The 19114-nt window shown below is 70.9% G+C and carries 16 protein-coding genes; 8 read left to right on the forward strand and 8 right to left on the reverse strand.

Features of this window, described 5'->3' with window-relative positions; all coding sequences use genetic code 11:
• Nucleotides 1-126: 126 nt before the first annotated feature.
• Entirely contained in the window at nt 127-2847 is a 2721-nt protein-coding gene (gene acnA, locus ACN6LB_RS09655) for an aconitate hydratase AcnA (RefSeq protein WP_445025438.1), read from the reverse strand.
• Between the two features lie 438 nt (nt 2848-3285).
• Here acnA and ACN6LB_RS09660 point away from each other — a divergent pair, with 438 nt between their 5' ends.
• Nucleotides 3286-3483 (forward strand): DUF4236 domain-containing protein, encoded by a 198-nt coding sequence (locus tag ACN6LB_RS09660; protein WP_356139783.1) that lies wholly within the window; start codon nt 3286-3288, stop codon nt 3481-3483.
• Between the two features lie 63 nt (nt 3484-3546).
• Nucleotides 3547-5076 carry a helix-turn-helix domain-containing protein gene (locus ACN6LB_RS09665; RefSeq protein WP_445025439.1) on the forward strand — a complete coding sequence of 510 codons (1530 nt, stop codon included), beginning with the start codon at nt 3547-3549 and terminating at the stop codon, nt 5074-5076.
• A 60-nt stretch (nt 5077-5136) separates the two neighbouring features.
• On the opposite strand, the gene ACN6LB_RS09670 is transcribed toward ACN6LB_RS09665, so the two are convergent.
• A complete protein-coding gene (locus ACN6LB_RS09670; protein ID WP_445025440.1) occupies nt 5137-5568 on the reverse strand; it encodes a DUF6299 family protein in 432 nt (143 codons plus the stop codon).
• A gap of 284 nt (nt 5569-5852) precedes the next feature.
• Between ACN6LB_RS09670 and ACN6LB_RS09675 the strand changes: the two genes are divergently transcribed.
• Nucleotides 5853-6044: a DUF5999 family protein gene (locus ACN6LB_RS09675; protein ID WP_356139786.1), complete on the forward strand. Its 192-nt coding sequence runs from the start codon at nt 5853-5855 to the stop codon at nt 6042-6044.
• A 22-nt stretch (nt 6045-6066) separates the two neighbouring features.
• On the opposite strand, the gene ACN6LB_RS09680 is transcribed toward ACN6LB_RS09675, so the two are convergent.
• Complete coding sequence (locus ACN6LB_RS09680) at nt 6067-6465, reverse strand: RidA family protein (protein ID WP_445025441.1); 399 nt, start codon at nt 6463-6465, stop codon at nt 6067-6069.
• A 25-nt stretch (nt 6466-6490) separates the two neighbouring features.
• Nucleotides 6491-7618, reverse strand: coding sequence for an acyl-CoA dehydrogenase family protein (locus ACN6LB_RS09685; RefSeq protein ID WP_445025442.1), 1128 nt, complete (start codon nt 7616-7618; stop codon nt 6491-6493).
• Nucleotides 7619-7754: 136 nt separating this feature from the next.
• On the opposite strand from ACN6LB_RS09685, the gene ACN6LB_RS09690 reads away from it, so the two are divergent.
• Together ACN6LB_RS09690 and ACN6LB_RS09695 are read left to right on the forward strand one after the other, a co-directional pair.
• Entirely contained in the window at nt 7755-9386 is a 1632-nt protein-coding gene (locus ACN6LB_RS09690) for an AMP-binding protein (RefSeq protein ID WP_445025443.1), read from the forward strand.
• Nucleotides 9387-9401: 15 nt separating this feature from the next.
• Nucleotides 9402-10235: a PaaX family transcriptional regulator gene (locus tag ACN6LB_RS09695; protein ID WP_445025444.1), complete on the forward strand. Its 834-nt coding sequence runs from the start codon at nt 9402-9404 to the stop codon at nt 10233-10235.
• A 70-nt stretch (nt 10236-10305) separates the two neighbouring features.
• Here ACN6LB_RS09695 and ACN6LB_RS09700 read toward each other — a convergent pair whose 3' ends face one another.
• Nucleotides 10306-12621, reverse strand: a complete 2316-nt coding sequence (locus tag ACN6LB_RS09700; protein ID WP_445025445.1) for a bifunctional salicylyl-CoA 5-hydroxylase/oxidoreductase — start codon at nt 12619-12621, stop codon at nt 10306-10308.
• On the reverse strand, nt 12606-13433 hold the full coding sequence (locus ACN6LB_RS09705; protein ID WP_445025446.1) for an enoyl-CoA hydratase family protein: 828 nt from the start codon (nt 13431-13433) through the stop codon (nt 12606-12608). Before ACN6LB_RS09705 ends, ACN6LB_RS09700 begins: the two co-directional genes overlap by 16 nt.
• Nucleotides 13434-13782: 349 nt before the next feature.
• Here ACN6LB_RS09705 and ACN6LB_RS09710 point away from each other — a divergent pair, with 349 nt between their 5' ends.
• Nucleotides 13783-14235, forward strand: a complete 453-nt coding sequence (locus ACN6LB_RS09710; RefSeq protein ID WP_356139793.1) for an ATP-binding protein — start codon at nt 13783-13785, stop codon at nt 14233-14235.
• A gap of 110 nt (nt 14236-14345) precedes the next feature.
• On the opposite strand, the gene argF is transcribed toward ACN6LB_RS09710, so the two are convergent.
• Together argF and ACN6LB_RS09720 are read right to left on the reverse strand one after the other, a co-directional pair.
• Complete coding sequence (gene argF / locus ACN6LB_RS09715; RefSeq protein ID WP_356139794.1) at nt 14346-15359, reverse strand: ornithine carbamoyltransferase; 1014 nt, start codon at nt 15357-15359, stop codon at nt 14346-14348.
• 152 nt (nt 15360-15511) lie between these two features.
• Nucleotides 15512-16735, reverse strand: a complete 1224-nt coding sequence (locus tag ACN6LB_RS09720) for an arginine deiminase (RefSeq protein WP_356139795.1) — start codon at nt 16733-16735, stop codon at nt 15512-15514.
• A 164-nt stretch (nt 16736-16899) separates the two neighbouring features.
• Between ACN6LB_RS09720 and ACN6LB_RS09725 the strand changes: the two genes are divergently transcribed.
• Nucleotides 16900-18117 (forward strand): SPFH domain-containing protein, encoded by a 1218-nt coding sequence (locus ACN6LB_RS09725; protein ID WP_445025505.1) that lies wholly within the window; start codon nt 16900-16902, stop codon nt 18115-18117.
• Nucleotides 18114-19013 (forward strand): hypothetical protein, encoded by a 900-nt coding sequence (locus tag ACN6LB_RS09730; RefSeq protein ID WP_445025447.1) that lies wholly within the window; start codon nt 18114-18116, stop codon nt 19011-19013. The genes ACN6LB_RS09725 and ACN6LB_RS09730 overlap by 4 nt, the downstream gene beginning before the upstream one ends.
• The last annotated feature ends 101 nt before the right edge of the window (nt 19014-19114 follow it).

Below are 19114 nucleotides of genomic sequence, written 5' to 3' on the forward strand. Positions count from 1 at the left end.
GCCTGGGAGAACCCTGTGTTCCGCCTTTGGCCCAGCCGTGCGGACGTTCGCGGGACATCACGGTACGGCGAAGGGCCGCACCCCTGTCACCAGGAGTGCGGCCCTTCGACTGCCGTACCGGACCGCTTACTTGTCCTTGCGGATCAGGCTGCGCAGCACGTACTGCATGATGCCGCCGTTGCGGTAGTAGTCCGCCTCGCCGGGGGTGTCGATGCGGACGACCGCGTCGAACTCCACACCGGTGTCGGTGGTGACCTTGACCGTGCGCGGGGTGGTGCCGTTGTTCAGCTCCTCGACGCCGGTGAAGGAGAAGGTCTCCTCGCCGGTCAGACCGAGGGACTCGGCGGTGGCGCCCTCCGGGAACTGGAGCGGGAGCACGCCCATGCCGATGAGGTTCGAGCGGTGGATGCGCTCGTAGGACTCGGCGATGACGGCCTTGACGCCGAGGAGCGCGGTGCCCTTGGCGGCCCAGTCGCGGGACGAGCCGGAGCCGTACTCCTTGCCGGCCAGGATGGCCAGCGGGGTGCCCTGCTCGATGTAGTTGCGCGAGGCGTCGTAGATGAACGACACCGGCGCGTCCGCCTGGGTGAAGTCGCGGGTGAAGCCGCCCTCCGTGCCCGGCGCGATCTGGTTGCGCAGGCGGATGTTGGCGAACGTGCCGCGGATCATGACCTCGTGGTTGCCTCGGCGCGAGCCGTAGCTGTTGAAGTCACGACGCTCCACACCGTGCTCGGTGAGGTACTTGCCGGCCGGGGTGTCGGCCTTGATGGCGCCGGCCGGGGAGATGTGGTCGGTGGTGACCGAGTCGCCCAGCTTGGCGAGGACCCGCGCGCCGGTGATGTCGGAGACCGGGGTGGTCTCCATCGTCATGCCCTCGAAGTAAGGGGGCTTGCGGACGTACGTCGACTCCGCGTCCCACTCGAAGGTGTTGCCGGTCGGGATCGGCAGCGCCTGCCACTGGGCGTCGCCCGCGAAGACGTCCTGGTAGGACTTGTTGAACATGTCCTCGCCGATGGCGTTCGCCACGACGTCGTTGACCTCGGCCTCGGTCGGCCAGATGTCTTCGAGGAAGACCGGCTTGCCGTCCTGGTCGGTGCCGAGCGCGTCCTTGGTGATGTCCACCTTCATGGAACCCGCGAGGGCGTACGCGACGACCAGCGGCGGGGAGGCCAGGTAGTTCATCTTGACGTCGGGGTTGATACGGCCCTCGAAGTTGCGGTTGCCGGAGAGGACCGACGTGACCGCGAGGTCGTGCTCGTTGACCGCCTTGGAGACCTCCTCGGGCAGCGGGCCCGAGTTGCCGATGCAGGTGGTGCAGCCGTAGCCGACGAGGTTGAAGCCGACCTTGTCGAGGTAGGGGGTGAGCCCCGCCTTGTCGAAGTAGTCGGTGACGACCTTGGAGCCCGGGGCGAGGGTGGTCTTGACCCACGGCTTGCGGGTCAGGCCCTTCTCCACGGCCTTCTTCGCGACGAGCGCGGCGGCGACCATGACGTACGGGTTCGAGGTGTTGGTGCAGGAGGTGATGGCCGCGACCGTCACCGCACCGTGGTCGATCTCGTAGGTCGAGCCGTCGGGGGCCGTGACCAGGGTCGGACGGGTCGGCACACCGTTGGTGGAGGCCGGGGCGTCGGAGGCCGGGAAGGACTCCTTGCCCGCCTCGTCGTCCTCGTCCACGTAGTTGCGGACGTCCTGGGCGAACTGCTGCGAGGCGTTCGCGAGGACGATGCGGTCCTGCGGGCGCTTCGGGCCGGCGATCGACGGGACGACCGTCGAGAGGTCCAGCTCCAGCTTCTCGGAGAAGTCGGGCTCGGCGGCCGGGTCGAGCCAGAGGCCCTGCTCCTTGGCGTACGCCTCGACGAGCGCGACCTGCTGCGCGTCACGGCCGGTCAGGCGCAGGTACTTCAGGGTCTCGTCGTCGATCGGGAAGATCGCGGCGGTGGAGCCGAACTCCGGCGACATGTTGCCGATGGTGGCGCGGTTGGCGAGGCTCGTGGCCGCCACACCCTCGCCGTAGAACTCGACGAACTTGCCGACGACGCCGTGCTTGCGCAGCATCTCGGTGATCGTGAGCACGAGGTCCGTGGCGGTGGTGCCGGCGGGCAGCTCACCGGTCAGCTTGAAGCCGACGACGCGCGGGATGAGCATCGAGACCGGCTGACCGAGCATCGCGGCCTCGGCCTCGATGCCGCCGACGCCCCAGCCCAGCACACCGAGGCCGTTGACCATCGTGGTGTGCGAGTCCGTGCCGACCAGGGTGTCGGGGTACGCCTGGCCGTTGCGGACCATGACCGTACGCGCGAGGTGCTCGATGTTCACCTGGTGGACGATGCCGGTGCCCGGCGGGACGACCTTGAAGTCGTCGAAGGCGGTCTGGCCCCAGCGTAGGAACTGGTAGCGCTCCTTGTTGCGGCCGTACTCCAGCTCGACGTTCTGCGCGAAGGCGTCGTTGGTGCCGAACTTGTCGGCGATGACGGAGTGGTCGATGACCAGCTCGGCCGGAGAGAGCGGGTTGACCTTCGCCGGGTCGCCGCCGAGCTCCTTGACGGCCTCACGCATGGTGGCGAGGTCCACGACACACGGCACGCCGGTGAAGTCCTGCATGATCACGCGGGCGGGCGTGAACTGGATCTCCTGGCTGGGCTGCGCCTGCGAGTCCCAGCCTCCGAGGGCCCGGATGTGGTCGGCGGTGATGTTCGCGCCGTCCTCGGTACGGAGCAGGTTCTCCAGCAGCACCTTCAGGCTGTACGGAAGGCGAGCCGAGCCTTCCACCTTGTCCAGCCGGAAGATCTCGTACGACTCGTCGCCCACCTGCAGCGTGCTGCGGGCGTCGAAGCTGTTCGCCGACACGACAGTCTCCTTCATTGATGTGCGCGTACCCACCGCATCCTGCCGCCACGACGTCTTGGCCGATCCGCTAAGGTACGGCTAAGTTAGGTAACCCTTACCAGGTTGGCGGCTGCGGGGCGCCTCGGCAGATATCTCGATGTCGAGATAACTCTAGTACATGGGGGCGGACTGGTCATGCCCGGCCCCGCCCTCACACCGCTCGGCGGCCCCGCCCGGCCGAGGCCATCGTCCACCCGCCGGGCCCGGCACGCGACCGGGCCCATCGCACGACCGCGAGGAGCGGTGCCGACGACAGGGCCCATCGCGATCACCGTCGGCCACGGCTACGGCTACGGCTACGCACCGATCGGCGACTCCCGCGCGGGACCCAGGGCCATGGAGCCGCCGATGCCGGGTACCCGGGCGCGGACCGGCGAACGGCAAGCGCGAGGAGAAGTCATGGCCCTGACGTTCCGTAAGAGCTTCCGGATCCTTCCCGGGGTGCGGCTCAACATCAACCGGCACTCGTGGTCACTCACCACGGGAGGCCCGCACGGACCGCGCCGCACACGGAGCAGCACGGGGCGGCGTACGACGTCGATGGATCTGCCCGGACCCTTCGGTTGGCGTCGCACCCGTACGGCCAAGCGCCACTGACGGCCCGTCACCCGTACGGAGCCCCCGAAATGCGTCATCTCATATCTGAGATAGCCTGCACCCATGGCAGACGATTACCTCGTACGCATCGGCAAGCTCATCCGTGACGCCCGGCAGCACCGGGGCTGGACACAGTCGCAACTTGCCGAGGCGCTCGGCACCAGCCAGAGTGCCGTCAACCGCATCGAGCGCGGCAACCAGAACATCAGCCTTGAGATGATCGCTCGAATCGGTGAAGCACTGGACAGCGAGATCGTGTCGCTGGGATACGCGGGTCCGATGCACCTGCGCGTGGTCGGCGGACGTCGGCTCTCCGGCTCCATCGACGTGAAGACCAGCAAGAACGCGTGTGTGGCACTGCTGTGCGCGACGCTCCTCAACAAGGGGCGCACGGTGCTGCGCCGGGTCGCCCGCATCGAGGAGGTGTACCGCCTTCTGGAGGTACTCGGCTCCATCGGCGTACGCACCCGGTGGATCAACGACGGCGTGGACCTGGAGATCGTGCCGCCGGCCGAGCTGGACATGGCGGCGATCGACGCCGAGGCGGCCATCCGCACCCGCTCGATCATCATGTTCCTCGGCCCGCTGCTGCACCGTATGGACAGCTTCAAGCTGCCGTACGCGGGCGGTTGCGACCTCGGCACGCGGACGATCGAACCGCACATGATCGCGCTGCGCCGCTTCGGTCTGGACATCGCCGCGACCGAGGGGCTGTACCACGCGCGGGTGGACCGGAGCGTCTCCCCCGACCGCCCGATCGTGCTGACCGAGCGCGGCGACACGGTGACCGAGAACGCGCTGCTGGCCGCCGCGCGGCACGAGGGCGTGACCGTCATCCGCAACGCGTCCTCCAACTACATGGTCCAGGACCTGTGCTTCTTCCTGGAGGCGCTCGGCGTCGAGGTCGAGGGCATCGGCACCACCACGCTCACCGTGCACGGCGTGCCGAACATCGACGTCGACGTGGACTACTCCCCCTCCGAGGACCCGGTCGAGGCGATGAGCCTGCTCGCCGCCGCGGTGGTCACCGAGTCCGAGCTCACCGTCCGCCGGGTGCCGATCGAGTTCCTGGAGATCGAGCTCGCGGTCCTGGAGGAGATGGGCCTCGACCACGACCGCACCCCGGAGTACTTCGCCGACAACGGCCGTACGCGCCTGGTGGACCTGACCGTGCGCCCCTCCAAGCTGGAGGCGCCGATCGACAAGATCCACCCGATGCCGTTCCCCGGCCTGAACATCGACAACGTCCCGTTCTTCGCGGCCATCGCGGCCTCCGCGCAGGGCAAGACCCTCATCCACGACTGGGTCTACGACAACCGCGCCATCTACCTCACGGACCTCAATCGCCTCGGCGGCCGTCTCCAACTCCTCGACCCGCACCGGGTGTTGGTCGAGGGCCCGACCCGCTGGCGCGCCGCCGAGATGATGTGCCCGCCCGCACTGCGGCCCGCCGTGGTCGTCCTGCTGGCGATGATGGCCGCCGAGGGCACGTCCGTGCTGCGGAACGTGTACGTCATCAACCGCGGCTACGAAGACCTGGCGGAGCGGCTCAACTCGATCGGCGCGCAGATCGAGACCTTCCGGGACATCTGACGGAACCCGTCGAGCCGCCTCCCTGTCCGGGGAGGCGGCTCGACGGGTTGCGGCGGTCTCTCAGACCTCGGTCAGCGTGATGTCCTGCTGGCGGGACGCGTGGAAGCGTGGCATCGGGAGGCCGCCGCCGCTCAGCTCCATCACGGTGGCCTCGACGTGGGCGGCGCCCGGGGTGAAGGCGTCCTTGCGGGTCTCGGAGTTGGACCAGCGGTGCTCGGCGCCGTCGCAGAGCGCCGACGTGCCGCCGATGCCGTGGCGCACCCGGGGGTCGCCCTGCGACACGGACGAGGAGACGAACACGGGCCCGGTGCCGCTGAGGCAGCGGTAGGTGCCGGAGAGGGTGATGGTGCCGTCGGAGGTGACGGTGCCGGTCGGGTCGACGGTCACCTCCTCCTCGTAGGGAGCGGAGTGGGCGACGGCCGACGAGGTGAGGAGCAGCAGCGCGGCCCCGGTGGCCGCGACGAAGGCCTGGCTGACCTGGCGCAAGGACATGGAACTACCTCCTGGAACGGGGGCTCCAGAGGTACCGGGCCCACGCTCCCGGGCTGGTGATCGTCACCCCTTTGGTGGCGAGTCCGCACCGCCGGTGACGCGGCCCGGGTCGCCCGCCCGGTCCCGGGTCCGCATCGTCCGTCCTGGGGACGTCCGAGTGTTGTCCGCGTGTTGTCACGCTTCTCGGCGGGCGGTTCCGATGAGTTCGCCGCGGGAGCATGGTCTACCTATGCGAGGCGACGACAACGCCGCCGGACTCATCGCATCCGACGTGGAGGTGCGCCATGTGTTCTCACCAGACCTCGGACCACACCGGCCGTGGGACGGCACACACCGTCTCCGCCCACCCCGAGCAGGGCTGGAGCCTCCTGTGCGACGGCTCGATCGTCTTCGACGACTCCGGTGAGCTGCTGGCCGACGGCCGCGTCGTCGCGCCGCACCGGGTGTTCGTCGAGCAGCTGGCCACCGCGGCCTGACCGCCCCTCCGCGGCAGGACCCCTAGGCCAGCACCGCGAAGCCGTCGAGCTCGACGAGTGCCTGGTCGTCCCAGAGCCGTACGGTGCCGATGACGGCCATCGCGGGGTAGTCGCGACCCGCCAACCGGTGCCAGATACGGCCCAGTTCGGGGGCATGGGCGCGGTAGTCCCCGACGTCGGTGGCATGGACCGTGACCCGGGCGAGGTCGGCGGGGGTGCCGCCCGCGGCCCGCAGGGCGGTCAGCAGATTGGTCAGCGCCTTCTCGAACTGCTCCGGGAGGGTCTCGCCCACCACCTTCCCGTCCGTGTCCAGCGCGGTCTGGCCCGCCAGGAAGACCAGCCGGCTGCCGGTGGTCGTCACGGCGTGGGAGAAGCCGGTGGGCGGGGAGAGTTCGGGCGGGTTGATGCGCTCGGTGCTCATCGCGGGACCATCCCTTCCAGGGCCCTCACGGGGCCTCCGTGGTGGCGTACAACTCCTTGGCGATGACGGCCCGTTGGACCTCGCTCGCGCCCTCGTAGATGCGCGGCGCCCGCACCTCCCGGTAGAGGTGTTCGAGGAGGTGGCCGCGGCGCAGGGCGCGGGCGCCGTGCAGTTGGACCGCCGCGTCGACGACGTGCTGCGCCGTCTCGGTGGCGAGCAGCTTCGCCATCGCGGCGCGCCTGGGCACATCGGGGGCTGCCTCGTCGTACGCCGCGGCGGCCGCGTACACCATCAGCCGGGCCGCCTCCGTGCGCAGCGCCATCTCGGCGACCTGGTGGGCCACCGTCTGAAGGTCCCTCAACTTGCCGCCGAACGCGTCCCGTTGGGCCGTGTGCGCCAAAGTCGCCTCCAGGGCGGCCTGCGCCATGCCGACCGCGAAGGCGCCCACGCTCGGCCTGAACAGGTTCAGGGTGCGCATCGCGACCCGGAAGCCGTGATCGGGTTCGCCCAGCACGTCGTCCGCCGTCACCGGTACGGCGTCGAAGGCGAGGGAGCCGATGGGGTGCGGCGAGAGCATGTCGAGGGGGGTGCCGGTGAGGCCGGGCCGGTCGGCGGGGACCAGGAAGGCGGTGACACCCCGCGCTCCGGCGTCGCGGGTGGTGCGCGCGAAGACGGTGTAGATGTCGGCCTCGGGCGCGTTGGAGATCCAACACTTCTCCCCGGTGAGCCGCCAGCCGCCGGAGCCGTCCTTGTCGGCCCGCAGCGCCAGCGCCGCCGCGTCCGAGCCCGCACCCGGCTCGCTCAGCGCGAAGGCGGCCACCGCGCTTCCGCCGCTCACCGCCGGGAGCCAGCGCTCGCGCTGGGCCCGCGTGCCGTACGCGTGCACCGGGTGCGCGCCCAGGCCCTGGAGGGCGAGCGCGGTCTCGGCCTCCGTGCAGACCTGGGCCAGGGACTCGCGCATCAGGCACAGATCGAGCGCCCCGGAGGTGAAGAGCCTCTCCAGCAGGCCCAGTCGGCCGAGTTCGGCGACAAGAGGGCGGTTGACATGGCCCGGCTCGCCCTTCTCCGCGAGCGGACGCAGATGTTCCGCGGCCAGTGAGCGCAGCTCGCCACACCAGGCGGTCTGTGCCGGATCGAGCGAGAATGCCGTCATTGCCGGTCCCCTCTCCCCTGTTGGGCTACCTCTGGAGGTTATCGCGGACCGTTGACTGTCGTCACCAACACGATACGCTCCTTGTGCGAGCCGCGAGCCCACCACGACGCCCACCAAGGCAAGGGGGCGAACCGCCATGGAAACCAGGAGCGCCGGCGACGACGCACTACCGACGACCTCGGCCCACGTCGACACCTTCACGCGCGACCACCTCCCGCCCCCCGACCAGTGGCCCGAACTCCGCTTCGACCTCCCCGAGCTCCGCTACCCCGAACGGCTGAACTGCGCAGCGGAGCTGTTCGGGCACACCGACCCGCAGCGCCCGGTGTTCCGGACGGCGGACGGCGACCTGTGGACGTACGGGCAGCTCCTCGCCCGGGTCGACCGCATCGCCCATGTGCTGACCTCCGAGCTCGGCGTCGTACCCGGCCGGCGTGTGCTGCTGCGCGGGCCCACCACACCCTGGCTGGCGGCCTGCTGGCTGGCGGTGCTCAAGGTCGGCGCGGTCGCCGTCACCGTGCTGGCCCAGCAGCGCCCCCACGAGCTGAGCACGATGTGCGAGATCGCCCGGGTGACCCACGCCCTGTGCGACATCCGGTCCGTCGACGACCTCGTCAAGGCGGAGATCCCGGGGCTGCGGATCACGACCTACGGCGGGGACGCGCCGGACGACCTGCTGCTGCGGATCACGGGAGCGCCGGACGAGCCGTTCCCGGCCGTCGACACGGCGGCCGACGACGTCGCGCTGATCGCGTTCACCTCGGGCACGACCGGCCGGCCCAAGGGGTGCATGCACTTCCACCGCGATGTGTTGGCGATAGCGGACACCTTCTCGAAGCATGTGTTGAAGCCACATGCCGACGATGTCTTCGCGGGCAGTCCCCCGCTCGGCTTCACCTTCGGTCTCGGCGGCCTGGTGATCTTCCCGATGCGAGCGGGGGCCAGCTCGCTGCTGCTCGAACAGGCGGGCCCCAAGCAGCTGCTGCCCGCGATCGCCGAGCACCGGGTCTCCGTGCTGTTCACCGCGCCGACTGCGTACCGGGCGATGCTCGACGAGCTGGACGCCCACGACACCGCGTCGCTGCGGCGCTGTGTGTCGGCCGGCGAGAACCTGCCCGCGGCCACCTGGAAGGCCTGGCACACCCGGACCGGGCTGCGCATCATCAACGGCATCGGCGCCACCGAGCTCCTGCACATCTTCATCTCGGCGGCCGACGAGCGGATCCGGCCCGGCACGACGGGCGTTGCGGTACCGGGGTGGCAGGCGCGCGTCGTGGACCACTCCGGCGCGCCGGTGCCCGACGGGGAACCCGGCCTGCTCGCCGTGCGCGGCCCGGTCGGCTGCCGCTATCTCGCCGACCCGCGTCAGCGTGAATACGTGAGCGGCGGCTGGAACATCACCGGCGACACCTATGTGCGCGATCCCGACGGCTACTTCCGCTATGTCGCCCGCGCCGACGACATGATCATCTCGGCCGGGTACAACATCGCGGGCCCGGAGGTCGAGGACGCCCTGCTGCGCCATCCGGACGTGGTCGAGACGGCGGTCGTGGGGCGCTCCGACGAGACGCGCGGACAGATCGTGGTGGCGTACACGGTCCTGCGCCCGGGCGCACGCCAGGACCCGGAGGGCCTGCGCGCCTTCCTCAAGTCCGAGCTGGCGCCGTACAAATGCCCCCGCGAGATCGTCTTCCTGGACGCCCTCCCGCGCACCGCGACCGGCAAGCTCCAGCGCTTCCGTCTGCGCACCGAGGGCGACCGGCAGTGATACCGACGACCTAAGATGATCAACGTGGCCGACCAGCACGCTCCCCGCTCCCTCATCGTCACGCTCTACGGCGCGTACGGCCGGTTCATGCCCGGCCCGGTGCCGGTGGCCGAGCTGATCCGCCTGCTCGCCGCGGTGGGCGTCGACGCGCCCTCCGTACGGTCCTCGGTGTCGCGGCTCAAGCGCCGCGGGCTGCTCGAACCGGTGCGCACGGCGGCCGGCGCGGCCGGGTACGCGTTGTCGCCGGACGCGCGGCAGCTCCTCGACGACGGCGACCGGCGCGTGTACGCGGCGGCGCCCGCCGAGGACGACGGCTGGGTGCTCGCCGTCTTCTCCGTGCCGGAGTCCGAGCGGCAGAAGCGGCACGTCCTGCGCTCGCGGCTGGCCGGCCTGGGCTTCGGAACCGCGGCCCCCGGGGTGTGGCTCGCCCCGGCACGCCTCTACGAGGAGACCCGCCACACCCTGGAACGGCTGCGGCTCGACTCCTACGTGGACCTGTTCCGCGGGGAGCACCTGGGCTTCGCGGCGACGACGGACGCGGTCGCGCGCTGGTGGGACCTCGCCGCGATCGCCAAGCAGCACGAGGAGTTCCTCGACCGCCACGCGCGCGTGCTGCACACCTGGGAGGGGCGCGCGGACACCCCGCCCGAGGAGGCCTACCGCGACTACCTGCTCGCCCTGGACACCTGGCGCCACCTCCCGTACGCCGATCCCGGACTGCCTCCGGCGCTGCTGCCCGCGGACTGGCCGGGCGCCCGCTCGGCCGCCGTGTTCCGGGCGCTGCACGAGCGGCTGCGCGACGCGGGCGCGGCTTTCGCGGGTGTTCCCGAGCCCTTGACCGGGATGTGATCCCAGCTGCGTCAGGCGCGCCTGAGGGAACCCTCAGGCTTCTCCGTCCCTCCTCAATCCTCCGACGCCCTCAACTCCCCAGGGTGAGCCGGGGTTTGGGGGCGTCGGTGCGTCCGGTCTGCGGGCGCCGGCTCCCCGCGCGGTAGGGCGCGGGCCAGCTCACGCCCGGCCCGGTGTACCCCTGCTCGGCGGCCGCGTGGAGCGTCCAGTGCGGGTCGTACAGGTGCGGCCGGGCGAGAGCGCACAGGTCCGCGCGTCCGGCCAGGATCAGGGAGTTGACGTCGTCCCAGGAGGAGATCGCGCCGACGGTGATCACCGGGATGCCGGTCTCGCGGCGGATCCGGTCGGCGTACGGCGTCTGGTACGAACGGCCGTACTCGGGCTGTTCGTCCGCCACCACCTGGCCCGTCGACACGTCGACCGCGTCGGCGCCGTGCGCGGCGAACGCCCGGGCGATCTCCACCGCTTCGTCCGCCGTGGTGCCGCCTTCGGCCCAGTCGGTGGCGGAGATGCGGACGGTCATGGGCCGTTCCTGCGGCCACACGGACCGTACGGAGTCGAAGACCTCGAGGGGGAAGCGGAGCCGGCGGGCGAGCGAGCCGCCGTAGGCGTCGGTGCGCCGGTTGGTCAGTGGTGACAGGAAGCCGGAGAGCAAGTAGCCATGGGCGCAGTGGAGTTCGAGCAGGTCGAAGCCGCAGCGCGCGGCACGCCAGGCGGCGGCGGTGAACTGTTCGCGAATGTCGGTGAGTTGGGCACGGCCGAGCTCGCGGGGCGTCTGGTTGTGCTGCTTGTACGGGATCGGGGAGGCGGCCACGAGGGGCCAGTTGCCCTCCTCCAGCGGCTCGTCCATGCCCTCCCACATCAGCTTGGTGGAGCCCTTGCGGCCGGAGTGGCCGAGCTGCACGCCGATGGCCGCGCCCGGTGCCTGCGCGTGCACGAAACTGGTGATCCGCTTCCATGCCTCGGCCTGCCGTCCGGTGTACAGGCCGGCGCATCCGGGCGTGATCCGCCCCTCGGCGCTGACGCACACCATCTCGGTCATCACCAGGCCGGCGCCGCCGAGGGCCCGCGCGCCCAGGTGGACCAGGTGGAAGTCGCCGGGGACGCCGTCCACGGCCGAGTACATGTCCATCGGCGAGACGACGACCCGGTTGCGCAGGGTCAGGCCGCGCAGCCGGAACGGGGTGAACATCGGGGGTGTGCCGGGCGGGCAGCCGAACTCCCGCTCCACGCCGGCGGTGAAGTGCGCGTCGCGCAGCCGGAGGTTGTCGTGGGTGACGCGGCGGCTGCGGGTGAGGAGGTTGAAGGCGAACTGGCGCGCGGGCTGGTCGAGATAGAGGTTCAGGTTCTCGAACCACTCCAGGCTGGCGCGGGCCGCGCGCTGCGTGGAGGCGACGACGGGGCGCCGCTCCTGCTCGTACGCGGCCAACGCCTGTTCCAGCGAGGGCTGTTCCTCCAGACAGGCGGCCAGGGCGAGCGCGTCCTCGACGGCGAGCTTCGTGCCGGAGCCGATGGAGAAGTGCGCGGTGTGCGCGGCGTCGCCGAGGAGGACCAGGTTGCCGCTCGACCAGCGCTCGTTGACGACCGTGCGGAAGTTGATCCACGCCGACTTGTTGGACCGCAGGGTCCGTCCGCCTAGCGCGTCCGCGAAGATCTTGGCGCACCTCTCGACGGACTCCTGCTCGTCGAGTTCCTCGAACCCGGCCGCCCGCCACACTTCCTCGCGCATCTCGATGATCACGGTGGAGGAGTCGGCGGCGTAGGGGTAGCCGTGCAGCTGCATCGCCCCGTGCTCGGTCTCGGCGATCTCGAAGCGGAACGCGTCGAAGGCGAAGTCGGCGGCGAGCCAGATGTACCGGCACCGGTGCGTGACCACATGGGGTCGGAACACATGGGCGTCAGCCCCACGGGTGAGGCTGTTGACTCCGTCGGCGGCCACCACGAGGTCGTACGACGACATCAGCTCGGAGGCCGCCGGCGCCTCCGCGCGGAAGCGCAGCTCCACTCCCAGGGCGCGGCAGCGGTCGTGCAGGATCTCCAGGAGCCTGCGCCGTCCGAGTGCCGCGAACCCGTGGCCGCCGGAGCTGTGGCGCACCCCGCGGTGCACGATGTCGATGTCGTCCCAGCGTACGAACTCCTCCCGCAGTGCCGCGTACACGACCGGGTCGGCGTGCTCGATCCCGCCGAGCGTCTCGTCGGACAGGACGACGCCGAAGCCGAACGTGTCGTCGGGCGCGTTGCGCTCCCAGACGGTGATCTCGCGGGCCGGGTCGAGCCGCTTGAGCAGGGCGGCGGCATAGAGCCCGCCCGGCCCGCCGCCGATCACCGCGACCCGCAGCGCCTCCGGGGTGCCCCACCCGCCCGGCACGGTCACCGCCCCCGCCACTTCGGCGGCCGCTTCTCGGTGAAGGCGGCATGGAACTCCGCGTAGTCCTCGCCGTTCATGAGGAGGGCCTGCGTCGCGGCGTCGAGTTCCACCGAGGCGGCGAGCGGCATGTCCAGTTCGGCCGTGAGCAGGGCCTTCGTCTGGGCGTACGCGAGAGCCGGGCCCTCGGCGAGGCGGCTGGCGAGGGCGAGAGCGGCCTCGTCGGCGCGTCCTTCGTCCGTCAGCTCGCTGATCAGCCCGATCCGCTCGGCCTCGGGCGCCCGCACCGGCTCGCCCAGCATCAGCAGTCGGGTGGCGTGTCCCAGCCCGACCACCCGGGGCAGCAGATAGGCGGCGCCCATGTCGCCGCCGGACAGTCCGACGCGGGTGAAGAGGAAGGAGAAGCGGGCGGAGGGGTCGGCCACCCGGAAGTCGGCCGCCAGCGCCAGCACCGCTCCCGCGCCGGCCGCCACCCCGTGCACCGCCGCGACCACCGGGAACGGGCACTCCCGTACGGCCCGCACGACCTGCCCGGTCATCCGGTTGAAGTCGAGGAGCTGGGCGGTGTCCATGGAGAGGGTCGCGCCGATGATCTCGTCGACGTCGCCGCCGGAGCAGAAGCCGCGCCCCTCGCCGGCGAGGACGAGGGCGCGCACGGCCCTCTCCCGGGACAGCTCGGCGAGCAGGTCGCGCAGATCGGCGTAGGCGCCGAAGGTAAGCGCGTTGAGTTTCTCGGGCCGGGCCAGCGTGACCGTGGCGATGCCGTCCTCGATCACGCACCTCAGGTGCTGCCAGTCGGGGGTGCGGGCGGCGGAGCCGGTGAAGGGACTCATGACGTGCGGCCTCCTCGGGCGGGGGCGGCGGTCCGGGGCTGCGGTGCGGCGGTTCGGGGCCGGCGATGCGGCCCCTCTCCTACTACTCAACGAAGCTATCACTCATCTGTGACTGTCGTCAGGAGTGCGCGATAAGACCGTCGCGAAATGGCCGTTTCCCGTCACCGAGTCACGGGTCTTCGATAGCCCCGTAACGGCGGGCACACACCGCGGGAGTCGGCACGTTGCGGTGGGTACGGAGCCCGATGCGGGGGCTTTGCGGGCCGAAGGTCCCGGAAAACACCCGCCGAGCGCCTCTGCCCGGTTGCGCCGTACCATTCGTAATGTTGAAAGCAGGACAGCCTGCTCCATGAACGGACCCGCCTTGCACGAACCCCCCGCCCCCGCCTCCTGGCGCATCGCGCTGCCGCACTCCGCCGCGGCCGTGCCCGTGGCCCGCGCACTGGTCCGTACGGCGCTGGCCGAGCTGGAGCACAAGGCCGACAGCGACACCGCGGAGCTGCTCACCGCCGAGCTGGTCGCCAACGCCGTGGAACACACCGCGGGCGACGCCCCCATAGAGCTGGTCGTGGAGCTGATGGCGACCGGCTGCCAGGTCGAGGTGCACGATCCCGACCCGGCGCCGCCCGGCGATCTCACGGTCCCCGGCCCGCCCGGCGAGCCCGACCCCTGGCAGGAGCACGGCCGCGGCCTGCTCCTGATCCGCGCCCTCAGCTCGGCCTGCGGCCACCGCCCCACCGAGTCCGGCAAGGCGGTCTGGTTCAGGCTGCCCGTGGTGCCGCACCAGTGGCGTCCGGCGTGAGGGCGACGCCCGCCTCCGCTTCCGCTCCGGGCACCGGGCGCGAGTCGCGCCACCCGTAGAGCACGTGCACGACGAGCCCGGCGACCAGGAACGCCCTGGGCCCGTCCGGCTCAGGCGAGCGTGGCGACCATGATCGCCTTGATGGTGTGCAGCCGGTTCTCGGCCTCGTCGAAGACGACCGAGTACGCCGACTCGAAGACCTCGTCCGTGACTTCCAGGGAGTCGAGGCCGTGGGTCTCGTGGATCTCACGGCCGACCTTCGTGCCCAGGTCATGGAAGGCCGGCAGGCAGTGCAGGAACTTGACGTCCGGATTGCCCGTGGCACGCAGGACGTCCATGGTCACGGCGTACGGGGCCAGGGCGGCGATCCGCTCGTCCCACACCTCCTTGGGCTCGCCCATGGAGACCCAGATGTCGGTGGCGACGAAGTCGGCGTCCCGGACACCCTCGGCGACGTCCTCGGTGAGGGTGACGACGGCGCCGCTGCCCTCGGCGAGCTTCCGCGCCCGGGCGACGACGTCGTCACTGGGCCAGTAGGCCCTGGGCGCGACGATCCGTACGTCCATGCCGAGCAGCGCGCCGGTGATCAGGTACGAGTTGCCCATGTTGAAGCGGGCGTCGCCGAGATAGGCGAAGACGAACCCGTCGTTGTACAGGTCCTTCTTGCTGTGCTCGGTCATCGTCAGGACGTCGGCAAGCATCTGTGTGGGGTGCCAGTCGTCGGTCAGGCCGTTGTAGACGGGCACTCCGGCGTAGGCGGCCAGCTCCTCGACGCCGGCCTGACTGTCGCCCCGGTACTCGATCGCGTCGAACATCCGGCCGAGCACCCGCGCGGTGTCCTTGATGGACTCCTTGTGGCCTATCTGGGAGCCGGACGGATCGAGATACGTCGTCGAGGCACCCTGGTCCGCCGCGGCCACCTCGAACGCGCAGCGCGTGCGCGTCGAGGTCTTCTCGAAGATCAGTGCGATGTTCTTGCCCCGGAGGTACTGGGTCTCGGTCCCCGCCTTCTTCGCCGCCTTCAGCTCGGCGGCCAGCGCGACCAGGCCGCGGAACTCCTCCTCGGTGAAGTCCAACTCCTTGAGGAAGTGGCGTCCGGCGAGGGCGGTCGGGACAGTCGCCATGAGGGCGCTCCAGGGTTACGAGTACAGGGACCTTTGGAATTCTATACGATGCTCAACATTTCTATACGATCACCTCTTCGCCGGCGGATCCTTCGGCACCTCATACGACTACGGCGCTCCCAGCGCATCTCACGCTGCATCCATACGGCATCTCATACGGCGTCCCGCTCGACCGGACAGCTCATGCAGCGCGGCCCGCCCCTTCCCCGGCCCAGCTCGCTGCCCGGGATCTCGATCACCTCGATGCCCTGCTTGCGCAGATGCGTGTTGGTGGTCGAGTTCCGCTCGTAGGCCACGACGACCCCCGGCTCGACGGCGAGGACGTTGCAGCCGTCGTCCCACTGTTCGCGTTCGGCCGCGTGCACGTCCTGGGTGGCGGTCAGGACGCGGACGGCGTCGAGGCCGAGCGCGGCGGCGATCGCGCGGTGCATGTGCTCCGGGGGATGGTCGGTGACCTTCAACTCCTTGTCGCCCGCGCCCGGTTCGATGGTGTACGAGCGGAGCATGCCGAGCCCCGCGTACTTCGTGAAGATGTCGCCGTCGACCATCGTCATCACCGTGTCGAGGTGCATGAAGGCCCGCCGCTTGGGCATGTCGAGCGCCACGATGGTGCGCGCGGAGCCGGCCGCGAAGAGCTTGTGGGCGAGCATCTCGACGGCCTGGGGCGTGGTCCGCTCGCTCATCCCGATGAGCACGGCGCCGTTGCCGATGACGAGGACGTCGCCGCCCTCGATGGTCGACGGATAGTCCGCCATCCCTTCCGACCAGCGACTGAAGGTCTCGTCACGGAAGAGGGGGTGGTGCCGGTAGATCGCCTCGAAGTGCACCGTCTCGCGCTGGCGGGCGGGCCACTTCATGGCGTTGATCGACACCCCGTCGTAGATCCAGGCGGAGGTGTCCCGGGTGAAGAGGTGGTTGGGCAGGGGGCCGAGCAGGAAGTCGTCGAGGTCCATGACGTGGAAGCGCACGGACGTCGGCTCGGGATGGGCATCGAGGAACTCCCGCTTGGTCATCCCGCCGACCAGGGCCTCGGCCAGTTCGTGCGCCGGCAGCGTCTCGAAAGCGGCCCGGAGGTGGTCCGTGGCGAGCGGGCCGTACTCCTTCTCGTCGAAGACCCGGTCGAGGACGAGCGATCTGGCCGCCGGGACCTCCAGGGCCTCCGTGAGCAGGTCGCCGAAGAGGTGGACGGCGACTCCGCGGTCGCGCAGCACGTCCGCGAACCCGTCGTGCTCGGCGCGCGCCCGTCGCACCCACAGCACGTCGTCGAAGAGCAGGGCGTCCTTGTTGCTGGGGGTGAGCCTTTTGAGCTCCAGATCAGGCCTGTGCAGGATGACGCGGCGCAGCCGCCCGGCCTCGGAGTCGACATGGAATCCCATGTCTCCATCCTGACCATCCGGACGCGCGTTCACCCGCCGATCGCCCGGAACCGGACCACTTGATTTCGTCCCCTTGACGATAATGGGTCGGGCGCCTTATCGTCGCAATGACGAAAACAAGTGAGGTGAGCAGCGGCAACGCGCCCACCGGCAAGGGGAGCTTCATGGCCGACATCACCCGTCGACTCGGCTGGCGCCATCTGCGCGGGGCGCCGACCGCCCACGTCCGGCACCATCGGTCGGGGCGGCTCGCGCACGACGGGCCCGGCCTGAGCTTCTGGTACCGGTCCCTGACCGCCGCGCTCTCCGAAGTACCGGTCGACGACCGCGAGTTGGCGATGACCTTCCATGCCCGTACGTCCGACTTCCAGGACGTGACGGTGCAGGCGACGGTCACCTACCGCATCAGCGACCCTGCCGTCGCCGCCGCGCGCCTCGACTTCTCCATCGACCCCGACACCGGGATCTGGCGCGGCGCACCCCTCGAACAGCTCGGCACCCTGCTGACGGAGACCGCCCAGCAGCACGCACTGGACGTCCTCGCCCGTACGCCGCTGGCGGCCGCCCTGGCCGACGGCGTGGCATCGGTGCGCGAGCGCGTCGCAGGCGGCCTCGCGGCCGAACCACGGCTGCCCGCCACCGGCATCGACGTGGTGGCGGTACGGGTGGTGGCGCTGCGGCCGGAGCCCGAGGTGGAGCGGGCCCTGCGCACCCCCGCCCGCGAGCAGATCCAGCAGGAGGCGGACCGGGCGACGTACGAACGGCGTGCCGTCGCCGTCGAGCGGGAGCGGACGATCGCCGAGAACGAGCTGGCGAGTCAGATCGAACTGGCCCGGCGCGAGGAGCAGTTGGTCGACCAGCGCGGCACGAACACCCGGCGCGAGGCGGAGGAGCACGCCGCAGCCGACGCCGTCCGCGCGGGAGCGGAGGCGGCGCGCACGGTCCGCCTCGCGGAGGCGGAGGCCGCACGGTCACTGCATCTCGCGGAGGCGGAAGCAGGGCGCTCGCTCCGGCTCGCCGAGGCCGAGGCCGGGCGATCGGCCCGGCTCACGGAGGCGGAGGCCGCGCGCACCGTGAAGCTCGCCGACGCCGAGGCCGTGCGTGCCGTGCGACTGGCGCGGGCGGAGGCGGAGGCCGCACGGGAGGTCGGCGAGGCACGGGCCCAGGCCCAGGCCGCCTGGCTGCGCGTGCACGCCGAGGTCGACGTCGCCACCCTCAACGCCCTGACGGGCACCCGGCTCGCGGAGAACCTGCCGCACATCGACAGCATCACGGTGTCGCCGGACGTCCTGACGGGGCTGCTCTCGCGGCTCGGCGGGGCGGCGGGGGCGGGGGCGGCTTCGGGCTCGGGCTCGGGTTCGGGTTCGGGTGAGTCGGCGTGAGTCTCGCGCCGCGGGTCGTGCTGGTCCATCGCACCACGGAGTACGAGGAGTTGGTGGCCCGGCACGGAACGCACGGTCAGGCGGCGTTCTTCCTCACGTCCCGCGGCCGGAGCATCGAGGAGGTCGCCGAACGGCACACGCGCGCGCGCCGGGCGCTGACCGACGTGGCGTCGGCCATTCCGTTGACCTGGCGTCAGGCCCGGGTGGAGCGCGGCGACTTGGACCGCTTCCTGTTCGCACCCGAGGACGTGGTGGTCGTCGTGGGACAGGACGGACTGGTCGCCAATGTCGCCAAGTACCTGACCGGGCAACCGGTGGTCGGCATCGACACGGACCCCGGGCGCAACCCCGGCGTGCTGGTGCGCCATCGCGCCGCGGACGCGGGCCCGTTGATCTCCTCGGCCACCGCCCCGGGCACGCGGGCCGACGAACTCACCATGGTCGAGGCCGTCGCCGACGACACCCAGCGCCTGGTCGCCCTCAACGAGATCTACCTCGGGGCGGCCGGACACCAGACGGCCCGATACCGCCTGGGGTTCGACGACGACAGGGGTGTCGTCGAGTCCCAGGCCTCGTCCGGGGTGCTCGTGGGAACGGGGACGGGGGCGAGCGGATGGATCCGGTCGGTACGGCAGGAGCGGGGCGGGGGCCCACCCCCGCCGGGGCCCACGGAGGAGCGGCTGCTGTGGTTCGTGCGCGAGGCGTGGCCGTCACCGGCCACGGGGACCTCACTCGTCGCCGGAGAACTCCCGCGCGGGGCGGGACTTAGGCTCACGGTGGAGTCGGACCGCTTGATCGCCTTCGGGGACGGGGTGGAGAGCGACGCGTTGGAACTGACATGGGGGCAGTCGGTGCGGGTGGGGGTGGCGGAGGTCCGCTTGCGACTGCTGGGCTAGCGCGATTCAGCCCGTCCGGCGTTTGAGGACGAGCGCGAAGCGCGACAGGGGGGAGAGGGGGCGAAGCCCCCAGGAGGACGGGACGGGAAGGGGCGGAGGGG

It is taken from the genome of Streptomyces sp. SAS_270 (assembly GCF_052543295.1).